Origin of the sequence: Mycolicibacterium chengduense (genome assembly GCF_033741155.1) — a bacterium.
Taxonomy (GTDB): domain Bacteria; phylum Actinomycetota; class Actinomycetes; order Mycobacteriales; family Mycobacteriaceae; genus Mycobacterium.
This window is the reverse complement of sequence record NZ_JAWQNH010000003.1, coordinates 859,063-870,965: the sequence shown is the minus strand read 5'-3', so window position 1 is coordinate 870,965 and position 11,903 is coordinate 859,063. Positions and strand designations below refer to the sequence as shown.

The following is an 11,903-nucleotide window of genomic DNA, read 5'->3' as shown; positions in this document are numbered from 1 at the left end:
AGTCCTTCGCGGGGTTCTGGCGGCTTTCAGCGACCCACGCCGGCAGCTATCCGTACGTGTCTCGTGGACCCCGGCCGGCGATGTGATAGCGGCCCTTTTTCCAGGACGGGGCCTGGGGTCCGAGGATCTTCACCGAGGTCACCACCCCATCCCCGACGGCCGCAGCAATCTTGGCCAGAATCTGCGCCTGCATCATCCGCAGCTGCGTGGCCCACGCGGTGGACTCAGCGGCGACGGTGAGCACCCCGTCGCGCAGGCCGGTCGGGACGGCGTGGTCGGCGATATCCGGACCGACCACCACCTTCCACTGACCCAACACCGAACCTTCGGCCACCTGTTTGGACCAGCCGCGGGATTGCGCCAGGTCCCTCGTCGCCGTCCCGAACGGCTGCGGATCACGTACATCGGGTCCTGGTCCGGACCAGCTGCGTCGCTTGCCGGCTTGTCCGGTCCGCCGGGCCGGTGACGTCCGGCCGCGTCCCACGTCCTTGCCCTGGCTGCGCGCGGCACCGCGGGCCTCCTCGAGCACCCGGCGCACCATGTCGCGCGGATCCTCCGGTGACGTCTCTCCTACCGGGTCGCTCACTCCAGCACCTCCGATATCCGTCCCGTGTCATCGTCGCGCATCCCCACCAGTATCCGCCGGGCATCCCAATTGTCCGGCAGGTCGTCGGGTACCGCCGCGGTGACCAGAACCTGTTCGGCTGATGCCGCGACCTTGGCCAACGCTTGGCGGCGGGCGCTGTCCAGCTCGGCGAACACGTCGTCGAGCAGCAGCACCGGATCGGTTCCGTCGGTGCGCAGCAATTCGTAGGACGCCAGCCGTAAACCCAGCGCCATGGACCACGACTCTCCGTGACTCGCAAAACCTTTGGCGGGTTGATCACCGAGGCGCAGCTCGAGGTCGTCGCGGTGCGGCCCCACCAGACAGACGCCGCGTTCCAGCTCGGCCGAGCGGCGCCGACCCAGTTCCTCGAGTAGCGCTGCCTCGTACACCGCCGGGTCGACGGTGCCGGCCGCCGCCGCGCCCTCCACCGCTTCGGTGCCACTGCGGTACCGGATGGACGCCGGCCGCGAGGCCGGGGCCAACAACTGATAGGCCTTCTCGACTTCAGGTCCCAGCTCGTTGACCAGTTCCGCGCGAGCCGAAAGAAGTTGTGCCCCATGGGATGCCAGGTGTCCATCCCACACCTCGAGGGTGTCCAGCATGCCGGAGTCGCCGCGGTAGCGTGCGGGTCCTGCGGTTTTCAGCAGGGCGGTCCGCTGCCGCACGACCTTGTCGTAGTCGGCCCGCACGCCGGCGATCCGCGGACGCCGCGTGGTGGCGACCTCGTCCAGATAGCGGCGCCGCTCCCCGGGGTCGCCGCGCACCAGCGCGAGGTCCTCGGGGGCGAACAACACCGCCCGCAGCACACCGAGCACCTCACGCGGAGTGCGCACCGGTGAGCGGTTCAGCCGAGCCTTGTTGGCCCGACCGGCGGTGATCTCCAGATCGACGGCAAGCTCCCGACCATCGTTGGCAACGATCGCCGACACCACCGCCCGATCCGCACCGGACCGGATCAACGGCGCATCGGTGGCCACCCGGTGTGACCCGAGCGTCGCCAAATACCAGAGCGCCTCAACGAGATTCGTCTTCCCGTAGCCATTCGGCGCGACGAACACCGTCTGACCGGGACCCAGCTCGAGATCGGCCCGCGGCCACGAACGGAAATCCGTCAACACCACATGACGTACGTACAAATCGTCTTCCCGGCGTCAGCCCGACTCGTGAACCCGTTGCACGGCATGCCCGCCGAACTGGTTGCGCAACGCAGCCACGGCCTTCATGGTCGGTGAATCTTCTTGGCGGGAAAGGAATCTGGCGAACAACGACGCAGCGATGCCAGGCACCGGTACGCGCAACCGGATGGCTTCTTCCACGGTCCACCGGCCCTCACCCGAATCATCGGTGTAGCCGGTGATATTGGCCAGGCCGGGATCTTCCTTGAGCGCCTTGGCCAACAACTCCTGTAACCACGATCGCACCACGGTGCCGTTGGACCAGGCCTGGTAGACCGCGGCCGGGTCTTTGACCAACGGCTCCGCCGCCAGCAGTTCGTACCCTTCGGCATAGGCGGTCATCAGTGCGTACTCGACGCCGTTGTGCACCATCTTGGTGAAATGACCGGCACCGACCGGCCCGGCGTGCACGAATCCGTCCGCGGCCTCGCCCGCCGGCCGCAGGGTGTCGAAGATGGGCATGGCGCGCGCGATATCCTCGTCGCTGCCGCCGACCATCAGGCCGTAGCCTTCTGTCAATCCCCAGATGCCACCCGACACACCCGCATCGATGAAGGCGATTCCCTTGTCGCCCAACAGTTTCGCGTGTGGAGCATCCTCCGTGTAGCGCGAGTTGCCACCATCGATTACCAGATCGCCCGGCTCGAGATGTTCGGCTAGTTCCACGATGGTCTGGTGGGTGATGTCACCGGACGGGACCATGACCCAGACGGTGCGCGGTGCGGCGAGCGCCTCGGCCAACCCGGCCAGGCTCGGCACGTCGGTGACCTCGGGGCGGGGGTCGTACCCGACCACCTCATGGCCACCGCCACGCAGCCGCTCCCGCATGTTGAAACCCATTTTTCCCAGGCCGACCAACCCGAGCTGCATATGCGTCCCCTTTACGCGACGTAGGACCGGTCAGCCAGGAAGACGAACCGGCATCAACAGATAGACATAGTCGGTATCGGCGGCCGGGAACGGTCCGGACGATCCGACGGTCTCATCATTGTCGCCCGCCGGCCGCAACACCGCGGGACGGCTCGGTGTCGTGAAGCCGAACGTCACACGCTCGGAGTGCAACGAACTCAACCCGTCGGTGAGATATCCGGGGTTGAAGGCAATGGTCAACGGCTCACCGGCGAACTGCACCGGCAGGTCTTCCTCGGCCCGACCGACATCGTCGGCACCGGCGGACAGCCGCACCACATCGGTGTCGAATTCCATCCGCACCTGCGCGCCACGGTCGGCAACCAGTGCCACACGCTTGATCGCCTCGGTCAATTCGGCGACCCCGACGGTTGCGATCGCGGTGTGCTCGGTGGGCAGCAATTGGCGGAACTTCGGGAACTCGGCGTCCAACAGCCGGGTGGTGGTCCGTTTGCCGTTGGACCGAATTCCCAGCAGCCCCTCTTTGCCGACGGCCGCGCCGGCTCCGAGCGCCAGGTGCACCTCGGTGCCCGCGGTACCAGCTTTCGCCGCATCGGCCAGAGTCTTGGCCGGTACCAGCACCGCGGCCTCGACCCCGGCGACCGCCGTCGACCAGGTCAGTTCACGAACCGCGAGGCGGAACCGGTCCGTCGCGGCCAAGACCACCTTTTCACCCGAGATCTCGACGCGGATGCCGGTCAGCATGGGCAGCGTGTCGTCTCGCCCGGCCGCCACCGCGACCTGGCCGATGGCCTGAGCGAACAGGTCGGCCGACACCACACCGGTCTCGTCCGGCAGTGCCGGCAACGACGGGTAGTCCTCCACCGCCATCGTCGGCAGCGAGAAGCGGGCGCTGCCGCAGCTCAGCGACACGCGGGTGCCCTCGACACTGACGTCGACCGGCTTGGCAGGCAACGACCGGGTGATCTCCGAGAGCAGCCGTCCGGACACCAAAACGCTTCCGGGAGAAGCGATCTCGGCGGGAACACGAATCTCGGCGGAAGTCTCGTAGTCGTATCCGGAGATCGTCAGTCCGTCGTCGGAGCCGGTGAGCAGCACGCCGGCCAGCACCGGGACGGTGGGACGGCTCGGCAGGTTACGGGCGACCCAGGCAACAGCGTCGGCAAAATCTTCGCGTACCAGGCGGAACTTCAAATCGGTGAGACCAACATTCGTCGTCACCACGTCCATAACGTCCCTTCGATCTACCGCATCAACAAGCACACGAGCGCACGGCTCAGTGTCGTTCCGAGCCTAGTCGCGAAGTGATCGGCGACCGTGCCGGTTATCGAATCACCACCGTAGAGCGTTCGACGCGAAGTTGAAAGCCATCCGCTCGCTAAGACCGCAGGCCCGCAGCCGTGCCTGTGATGCTGTGTCCCCAACAGCCTTCTTCTGAAGAAAGAACTAGGTAGAGATACAAGCAACAGTAATAGGTCCTGTGCAGGTTGGGGATAGTCGCCCGCGGCCGCTGGTCGGAACCGCTATGGGCATGTGTGCAGGCTGTGGAATCCCGGGGCGGTTGTTGGGTACGGATGTGGATAACTTCGCGGGTGTGGAGTGAACGGCGGTTGTCCAGCCGGTTGCGCGCAGTTTCTCCACAGCATCATCCACACCGATTTCGTGTGACAAACGATGCGATAGTGGCCAAAGTTTTTTTCAAGTTTCACGGCGCCGGCAGGACTCGGCGCCGACTCCGGGCGCACGTCGAGGGGCCGAGTTGCGCGGTGATCCGCACGCACTCGAGCGGGGGAGAGCGAGAAAAGAAGGTGTCAGCCCTTGGAACGCTGACGGATCCGGGTGGTGAGTTCCTTGACGTGATCGAAGATTTCGCGGCGCTCGGCCATTCCGTCGCGGATCTTGCGTTCGGCATACATCACGGTGGTGTGGTCACGGCCGAACGCCTCACCGATCTTGGGCAGGGAGAGGTCGGTGAGCTCGCGGCACAGATACATGGCGATCTGGCGGGCCTGGGCCAGTGCCCTGGTCTTGCCGGGGCCGCGGAGTTCCTCGAGGGAGGTTTCGAAGTACTCGGCGGTGACGGCCATGATCGTCGCAGTGCTGATCTGCACCGTGCTGGCGTCGGCGATGAGATCGCGCAGCACGATCTCGGCCAGGGACTTGTCGATGGCGGTATTGCTCAACGACGCGAAGGCGGTGACGCGGATCAACGCGCCCTCGAGCTCGCGGATGTTGCGTTCGATGCGGCTGGCGATCAGTTCCAGGACGTCACCGGGTACGTCGAGGCGGTCCATCTGCGCTTTCTTGCGCAGGATGGCGATGCGGGTTTCCAGCTCGGGCGGCTGGACATCGGTGATCAGGCCCCACTCGAAGCGGGTGCGCAGCCGGTCCTCGAGGGTTGCCAGCTTTTTCGGCGGCCGGTCCGAGGAGATGACGATCTGCTTGTTGGCGTTGTGCAGGGTGTTGAAGGTGTGGAAGAACTCTTCCTGGATACCTTCCTTGCCCTCGATGAACTGGATGTCGTCGACCAGCAGCACGTCGATGTCCCGGTAGCTGCGCTTGAACGACGCCTTGCGGTCATCGCGCAGTGAGTTGATGAAGTCGTTGGTGAATTCCTCGGTGGAGACGTACTTCACCCGCATCCCCGGGAACAGCTTCTGCGCGTAATTGCCTGCAGCGTGCAGCAGATGCGTCTTGCCCAGACCGGATTCACCCCAGATGAACAACGGGTTGTAGGCCCGGGCCGGGGCCTCGGCGATGGCCAGGGTGGCGGCGTGGGCGAAGCGGTTCGACGCCCCGATGACGAACGTCTCGAAGGTGTAGCGCCGGTTGAGGCTGACGTCGTCGGGTTCCGGGCTGGCCGGTTGGGGCCGGTTGAAGAAGGTCGGCCAACTCTGTTCGGCGCTGGTGCGGGCCGCCAGGTCGTCGTCGACCTCTTCGGTGTCGACGATGGGAGGAGGGTCGGCGGGCGCCGTCTCGGGCTCGGGTTCCGGGGTGGAGATCCGGACGGCCAACTCGACCCGCTGCCCGAGCTGACGGCTGAGCGAGGCGACGATCGGCTCACGCAGATGGCGTTCGATCTCGTTCTGGACGAAGGGCGTGGGCACCGACAGCAGGGCGAACCCCTCGGTGATGACCAGTGGCTGCACCATCCGGAGCCAGGCCCGCTGCTGCGGCGTCAGGGCTGAGGTGAGTTCGGCGACGACGTTGTTCCAGATCGTCCCGAAGGAAGCATCGGGGTCCGCGGCCAACGACGCTTACCCCCTTGCAGCTGGCCCGGGCATCGCCCAGGAGCGACGACGACAAACTGTCCACATAGTTATCCACAGTCTGTGGATAGTGGTCAGTCGTGGTTATCGCGTTGTGTGTTAGGCGTGGAAAACGTGGGTGTCGGAGCTCGTCACGTGCCTGGCGGCGTGTGGGCTCTCGGCCGGTGGTTGTCCTCGCTCTGGTGTCCGGCGCCGCCTCGGTGTCGAAACGGCATTGCCAGAAGCTAACAGTTTTCTCTCGCACTGCCAACCGTTCTGCAACATTGCCGGGAGGGACCTGCGCGGCACCGTAAAGTTGGTGACGCGTGTGACTTTTGTGATTGCACAGGCGATTCCGGGTGGGTAGTTCCACGGGGAGGAACCGGCGGGGTACATGGTCGTGCGCAGCCGCAGATCCGCTGCGGGGCCGAGGTTTGACCCAGGGAAAACTCGTCAGTACCCTCGAGCAGTCGCCCGCACGTGGTGATACGGCTGCGACCCGGGTAACTGGGGACCGCGCCGGTTAGTACATGAGATCGACGAGCTTACCCATGGTGGCCGTGGTCGCATCGGCACGGGATTCTCGTGGCGGTGTGGTTGTGGTCACCCCATATGTAACAAGGAGAAACAGCCGTGGCCAAGGGCAAGCGGACTTTCCAGCCGAACAACCGCCGTCGGGCCCGTGTGCACGGTTTCCGTCTGCGGATGCGTACCCGTGCCGGGCGCGCCATCGTGTCGGCTCGGCGCGGCAAGGGTCGCCGTTCTCTGACTGCCTGATTCGATCAGGGTTCAGGGCGGTGCTACCGGCCCGAAACCGGATGACCCGGTCGACTGATTTCGGTGTCACGGTTCGTCAAGGAGCGCGGGCATCTCAGCCCGACCTCGTCGTGCATGCATTGCACGGTGGGGTCGGTGTCGCCTCTGGTTCGGAATCTGACGGCCCCAAGATCGGTTTCGTCGTCTCGAAGTCCGTCGGGAACGCGGTGCAACGGCATCAGGTGTCCCGGCGGCTTCGTCATGTCGTGCGCACGATGCTCGACGATCTGGATGCCGCCGATCGCGTGGTCATCCGCGCGCTGCCGGGGAGCCGGGACGCGCAGTCCGCACGCCTCGAGTCGGAGGTGCGTGCGGCGCTCAAGCGCACTCGGAACGCGGCGGGGGCCCGATCGTGACGGGTCGCGCCGCCCGGAGTGTCATCTTCGTCATCCAGCTGTACCGCACGATGGTGTCGCCACTGCGACTACCCACGTGCCGTTTCACCCCGACGTGTAGTGCGTACGCCGTCGAAGCCTTGACCGAATGGGGCCTGATCCGCGGCGGATGGTTGGCCGTGGTGCGGCTGGCCAAATGTGGGCCATGGCATCGCGGCGGATGGGATCCGATCCCCGAGCGGTGCCAACATTCCGCCGGGGCAACCTCAGCGGAAGTCGTCAGGAGCGATTCTCTTGTTTAACTGGTTCAGCCTCGACATCATCTACTACCCGGTGTCGGGCATCATGTGGCTCTGGTACAAGCTGTTCGCGCTGGTGCTCGGCCCCTCGAACTTCTTCGCCTGGGCGTTGTCGGTGATGTTCCTGGTGTTCTCGCTCCGTGCGATCCTCTACAAACCGTTCGTTCGGCAGATCCGCACCACGCGGCAGATGCAGGAGCTGCAGCCACAGATCAAGGCCCTGCAGAAGAAGTACGGCAAGGACCGCCAGAAGATGGCGCTGGAGATGCAGAAGCTCCAGAAGGAACACGGGTTCAACCCCATCCTGGGCTGTCTGCCGATGCTGGCGCAGATCCCGGTGTTCCTCGGACTGTTCCACGTGCTGCGGTCGTTCAACCGGACCCAGGGTGGTTTCGGCCAGATCCATCTGACGGTCGAGCAGAACCGGGCCACCGGCAACTACTTCTTCAGCCCGGCCGACGTCGCGCACTTCCTGGACGCAAACCTGTTCGGTGCACCGCTGGGCGCCACCATGATCCAGACGACCGGTCTGGACGCGTTCACCGAATTCAACCGGGCTGCGGTCATCGGCGTGGGCCTGCCGGTGATGATCATGGCCGGCATCGCCACCTACTTCAACAGTCGCGCCTCGGTGGCCCGGCAGAGTCCGGAAGCGGCCGCGAATCCGCAGACCGCGATGATGAACAAGCTGGCGCTGTACGTCTTCCCGCTGGGTGTCGTGGTGGGTGGTCCGTTCCTGCCGCTGGCCATCATCCTGTACTGGTTCGCCAACAACATCTGGACCTTCGGTCAGCAGCACTACGTGTTCGGCATGATCGAGAAGGAAGAAGAGGCCAAGAAGCAGGAGGCGATCGCGCGCCGCGCGGCGAACGCCCCCGCGCCGGGTAAGAAGCCGAATCGGGCCAAGAAGGCCGCGCAGGAGATCACGAAGTCCGATGCCATTGTGGACGGGGCGGACGCCGATGGTGCGGTGGACGACTCGGTCGAGGATTCACCGTCCAAGACAGACGGCGGCAGTGCCGGTGGCAGCGCCTCGAACAAGACGCCGCGACCGGGTGCCCGGCCGACCCGAAAACCCAAGCGCTGACCCAGCTGCGCGAATCGACGCGAACAAGCCAAGCCGGACGGCCAGAGACGACGGGACGAGTGGTTCCGGGTGCCGGATCGGCAGAGTAAGGAGAAGACGATATGACTGATGCTGAAATCACCGAGCGCACCGAGGAGACGGTTGCGGCGGACGCCGACACCGTGGACGCCGGCACGGGGGGCTCGGACGATCTCGAGGAGCGACTCGTCGCCGAGGGTGAGATCGCGGGTGACTATCTGGAGGAGCTGCTGGACCTCCTGGACTTCGACGGCGACATCGACCTCGACGTGGAGGGGGACCGGGCCGTGGTGAGCATCGACGGCGGCAGCGACCTGAACAAGTTGGTCGGCCGTAAGGGCGAGGTGCTCGATGCGTTGCAGGAGTTGACCCGACTGGCGGTGCACCAGAAGACGGGCGAGCGTAGCAGGCTGATGCTCGACATCGCGCGCTGGCGTCGTCGCCGCCGGGATGAACTGGCGGCGCTGGGCGACAAGGTGGCGCGCCGGGTGGCGTCCTCGGGTGAGCGCGAGGAGTTGTCGCCGATGACGCCGTTCGAGCGCAAGATCGTGCACGATGCGGTGGCCGCTGTGGACGGGGTGCGCAGCGAGAGCGAGGGTGCAGAGCCCTCCCGCCGCGTCGTCGTACTGCCGGCCTGAATTACAGGGATGTAGTTCTCAAGCCACACAATCAAGGCCGTCGGCCTGGGTCATCCGGAGGATGTTTCACGTGAAACATGGCGAACTGAGTCCGGCTCCCCAGTCGGCGGCCTTGTGCTTTGGGGAGCGCGTCGATCTGGCGCACCGGTACGGCGAGATCCTCGCCGGCGCCGGGATCGAATGGGGTTTGATCGGTCCGTCCGAGATGGACCGGCTATGGGACCGGCACCTTCTCAATAGCGGCGCCGTCGCCGAGTTGATGCACCCGGGGGAGCGCGTCGGTGATATCGGCAGCGGGGCCGGATTGCCCGGCATCCCGTTGGCGATAGCGCGTCCCGATGTACGGGTGGTCCTGGTGGAGCCGCTGCTGCGCCGGAGCGAGTTTCTCCGCGAGGTCGTCGACGAGCTCGGGCTGGACGTCACCGTCGTACGCGGTCGCGCGGAGGATCCGGCGGTGCGCGACGAGGTGGGGGAGTTGGACACGGTGACCTCGCGAGCGGTCGCCTCTTTGGACAAGTTGACTCGGTGGAGCATGCCGCTGTTGCGTGTCGGCGGTCGCATGCTGGCGCTCAAGGGCGAGCGCGCCGAGTCGGAGATCAACGAGCACGAGCGGACGCTGCGTTCGCTTGGTGCCACCGACGTAAGGGTGGTGAGATGTGGCGTGGACTATTTGAATCCACCCGCAACCGTGGTCGCGGCGACGCGCGGTCAGCGAGCGGATCGCCCGGCACGATCCGGCAGGAGGAAACGATGACAGCGGGACCGGTACAGCCGCCCGAGGGCGCCGATGTTTCACGTGAAACGTGGACCCCCGACGGCGCCGGCACCTGGCGGGGTGACCCGGGCATCGATACCCCGATCGCCGCCGAGGCCGAGCGGGCCACCCGGCTGCTGCACAACCGCGAGGGCGGATTGCCGAAGCCTCAACGCCAGCGCGTCTTCACCATCGCGAACCAGAAGGGCGGCGTCGGCAAGACGACCACCGCGGTGAACATCGCCGCCGCACTGGCTCGGCAAGGACTGCAGACATTGGTGATCGATCTCGATCCGCAGGGCAATGCGAGCACCGCCCTGGGGATCGAGCACCGGCAGGGCACCCCGTCGTCGTACGAGGTGTTGATCGGTGAGATCCCGCTGCACACCGCGCTGCAGCGCAGCCCGCACAACGATCGGCTGTTCTGCGTGCCGGCCACCATCGATCTCGCCGGCGCGGAGATCGAGCTCGTCAGCATGGTGGCTCGGGAAGGCCGGCTGCGCACCGCTCTGGCCGAACTGAAGCAGCACAGTTTCGACTACGTCTTCATCGATTGCCCGCCGTCGCTGGGCCTGCTCACCATCAACGCACTCGTCGCCGCCCCGGAGGTGCTGATCCCAATCCAGTGCGAGTACTACGCGCTGGAAGGGGTGGGCCAGCTGCTCCGCAATATCGAGATGGTGAAGGCCCACCTGAATCCTGAACTGGACGTCACCACCGTGGTGCTGACCATGTACGACGGACGCACCCGATTGGCCGATCAGGTGGCCGAAGACGTTCGAGCACACTTCGGCGACAAGGTCCTCAAGACGGTCATCCCGCGCAGCGTGAAGGTGTCCGAAGCTCCCGGGTACGGGATGACCATCCTCGATTACGATCCCGGTTCACGCGGCGCGATGAGCTATCTCGACGCCAGTCGCGAGATTGCGCGGCGCGGGCAGGACAGCGAGCAGCGGAAGGCACAAGGATGAATCAACCGGCCAAGAAGCGCAGCGGGCTGGGCCGTGGTCTGGCGTCGCTGATCCCGACTGGTCCCGCCGACGGTGACCCGTTGGGCACCAAGATGGGCAGCGCGGCCGCCGATGTACTGCTGGGTGGGCCGAGCGCAGGCACGGCACCCAGCGCCCCGCCGGCCGCCGTCTCGGAGTTCGGCGCGGTGTACCGGGAGATCGATCCGAAACTGATCGAGCCCAACCCACGCCAGCCACGCCAGGTGTTCGACGAGGAAGCGCTCGCCGAGATGGTGCACTCCATCAAGGAGTTCGGCGTCATGCAGCCGATCGTGGTGCGCGAGTTGTCCGACGTTTCGGACGGGGAACGCGGCCCCCGGTACCAGCTGGTGATGGGGGAGCGGCGGTGGCGGGCATCCCAGGAAGCCGGGTTATCCGTCATCCCGGCCATCGTCCGGGAGACCGCCGACGGCGATATGTTGCGCGATGCGTTGCTGGAGAACATCCACCGGGCGCAGCTGAATCCGTTGGAAGAGGCGGCGGCCTACCAGCAGCTGCTGGAGGAGTTCGGGGTGACGCACGACGAACTGGCGGTCCGGATCGGGCGCTCCCGCCCGCTCATCTCCAACATGATCCGGTTGCTACGACTGCCGATCGCGGTGCAGCGTCGAGTGGCGGCCGGCGTGCTGTCGGCCGGTCATGCCCGCGCGTTGCTGGCGCTGGAAGGCGGGCCGGAGCAGCAGGAAGAACTCGCGGCCAGGATCGTCGCCGAGGGATTGTCGGTGCGTGCCACCGAAGAGGCCGTCACCCTGGCCAACCGCAACGGTCCGATCGAGCCGTCGGCCCCGCGCCGCAAGCCGATCCAGATGCCGGGCCTGCAGGACGTCGCCGAGCAACTGTCGACGGCCTTCGATACCCGGGTGACGGTGAGCCTGGGTAAGCGCAAGGGCAAGATCGTCGTCGAATTCGGCTCGGTGGACGATTTGCAGCGCATCGTCGATCTGATGAACGCCGCGAAGTCGTGATCGGTCGAAATGAGCGCTGCAGTGCCTGACCCAGGTACACCGGCGAATTACGTCACTGTGACACTTGATCATCGGATGATT

13 protein-coding genes are annotated in these 11,903 nt (G+C 65.8%); 8 read left to right on the top strand and 5 right to left on the bottom strand.

Features of this window, described 5'->3' with window-relative positions:
* Window positions 1–46: 46 nt before the first annotated feature.
* The 5 genes from SBI67_RS14655 to dnaA form a co-directional block, all read right to left on the bottom strand.
* Window positions 47–541, bottom strand: coding sequence for a DUF721 family protein (locus SBI67_RS14655; RefSeq protein WP_318981346.1), 495 nt, complete (start codon window positions 539–541; stop codon window positions 47–49).
* A 41-nt stretch (window positions 542–582) separates the two neighbouring features.
* Window positions 583–1,743: a DNA replication/repair protein RecF gene (gene recF, locus SBI67_RS14650; protein WP_318981229.1), complete on the bottom strand. Its 1,161-nt coding sequence runs from the start codon at window positions 1,741–1,743 to the stop codon at window positions 583–585.
* Between the two features lie 15 nt (window positions 1,744–1,758).
* Complete coding sequence (gene gnd, locus SBI67_RS14645; RefSeq protein WP_318981228.1) at window positions 1,759–2,652, bottom strand: phosphogluconate dehydrogenase (NAD(+)-dependent, decarboxylating); 894 nt, start codon at window positions 2,650–2,652, stop codon at window positions 1,759–1,761.
* A 30-nt stretch (window positions 2,653–2,682) separates the two neighbouring features.
* Complete coding sequence (gene dnaN, locus SBI67_RS14640; protein ID WP_318981227.1) at window positions 2,683–3,876, bottom strand: DNA polymerase III subunit beta; 1,194 nt, start codon at window positions 3,874–3,876, stop codon at window positions 2,683–2,685.
* A 587-nt stretch (window positions 3,877–4,463) separates the two neighbouring features.
* Complete coding sequence (gene dnaA / locus SBI67_RS14635; RefSeq protein WP_318981226.1) at window positions 4,464–5,903, bottom strand: chromosomal replication initiator protein DnaA; 1,440 nt, start codon at window positions 5,901–5,903, stop codon at window positions 4,464–4,466.
* A 630-nt stretch (window positions 5,904–6,533) separates the two neighbouring features.
* Between dnaA and rpmH the strand changes: the two genes are divergently transcribed.
* From rpmH to SBI67_RS14595, 8 genes are all read left to right on the top strand, one after another.
* The gene (gene rpmH, locus SBI67_RS14630; RefSeq protein WP_073695092.1) at window positions 6,534–6,677 is read left to right on the top strand and encodes a 50S ribosomal protein L34; all 144 of its coding nucleotides are present in this window, start codon (window positions 6,534–6,536) and stop codon (window positions 6,675–6,677) included.
* A 20-nt stretch (window positions 6,678–6,697) separates the two neighbouring features.
* Complete coding sequence (gene rnpA / locus SBI67_RS14625) at window positions 6,698–7,072, top strand: ribonuclease P protein component (protein ID WP_318981225.1); 375 nt, start codon at window positions 6,698–6,700, stop codon at window positions 7,070–7,072.
* On the top strand, window positions 7,069–7,353 hold the full coding sequence (gene yidD, locus SBI67_RS14620; RefSeq protein ID WP_413232476.1) for a membrane protein insertion efficiency factor YidD: 285 nt from the start codon (window positions 7,069–7,071) through the stop codon (window positions 7,351–7,353). Before rnpA ends, yidD begins: the two co-directional genes overlap by 4 nt.
* 43 nt (window positions 7,354–7,396) lie before the next feature.
* Entirely contained in the window at window positions 7,397–8,437 is a 1,041-nt protein-coding gene (yidC, locus tag SBI67_RS14615) for a membrane protein insertase YidC (RefSeq protein WP_318981344.1), read from the top strand.
* Window positions 8,438–8,538: 101 nt separating this feature from the next.
* The gene (locus tag SBI67_RS14610) at window positions 8,539–9,093 is read left to right on the top strand and encodes a Jag family protein (protein WP_318981224.1); all 555 of its coding nucleotides are present in this window, start codon (window positions 8,539–8,541) and stop codon (window positions 9,091–9,093) included.
* Window positions 9,094–9,154: 61 nt separating this feature from the next.
* Window positions 9,155–9,847, top strand: coding sequence for a 16S rRNA (guanine(527)-N(7))-methyltransferase RsmG (rsmG, locus tag SBI67_RS14605; protein WP_318981223.1), 693 nt, complete (start codon window positions 9,155–9,157; stop codon window positions 9,845–9,847).
* Window positions 9,748–10,818, top strand: a complete 1,071-nt coding sequence (locus SBI67_RS14600; RefSeq protein WP_413232475.1) for a ParA family protein — start codon at window positions 9,748–9,750, stop codon at window positions 10,816–10,818. Before rsmG ends, SBI67_RS14600 begins: the two co-directional genes overlap by 100 nt.
* Window positions 10,815–11,822 carry a ParB/RepB/Spo0J family partition protein gene (locus tag SBI67_RS14595; RefSeq protein ID WP_318981221.1) on the top strand — a complete coding sequence of 336 codons (1,008 nt, stop codon included), beginning with the start codon at window positions 10,815–10,817 and terminating at the stop codon, window positions 11,820–11,822. The genes SBI67_RS14600 and SBI67_RS14595 overlap by 4 nt, the downstream gene beginning before the upstream one ends.
* The last annotated feature ends 81 nt before the right edge of the window (window positions 11,823–11,903 follow it).

What these genes read in the sequence shown, in the direction of transcription:
- rsmG (WP_318981223.1), top strand. Translation starts at nt 9,155, where the DNA reads ATGTTTCACGTGAAACATGGCGAACTGAGTCCGGCTCCCCAGTCGGCG.
- yidC (WP_318981344.1), top strand. Translation starts at nt 7,397, where the DNA reads ATGTGGCTCTGGTACAAGCTGTTCGCGCTGGTGCTCGGCCCCTCGAAC.
- gnd (WP_318981228.1), bottom strand. Translation starts at nt 2,652, where the DNA reads ATGCAGCTCGGGTTGGTCGGCCTGGGAAAAATGGGTTTCAACATGCGG.
- SBI67_RS14655 (WP_318981346.1), bottom strand. Translation starts at nt 541, where the DNA reads ATGGTGCGCCGGGTGCTCGAGGAGGCCCGCGGTGCCGCGCGCAGCCAG.
- SBI67_RS14595 (WP_318981221.1), top strand. Translation starts at nt 10,815, where the DNA reads ATGAATCAACCGGCCAAGAAGCGCAGCGGGCTGGGCCGTGGTCTGGCG.
- SBI67_RS14610 (WP_318981224.1), top strand. Translation starts at nt 8,539, where the DNA reads ATGACTGATGCTGAAATCACCGAGCGCACCGAGGAGACGGTTGCGGCG.
- SBI67_RS14600 (WP_413232475.1), top strand. Translation starts at nt 9,748, where the DNA reads ATGTGGCGTGGACTATTTGAATCCACCCGCAACCGTGGTCGCGGCGAC.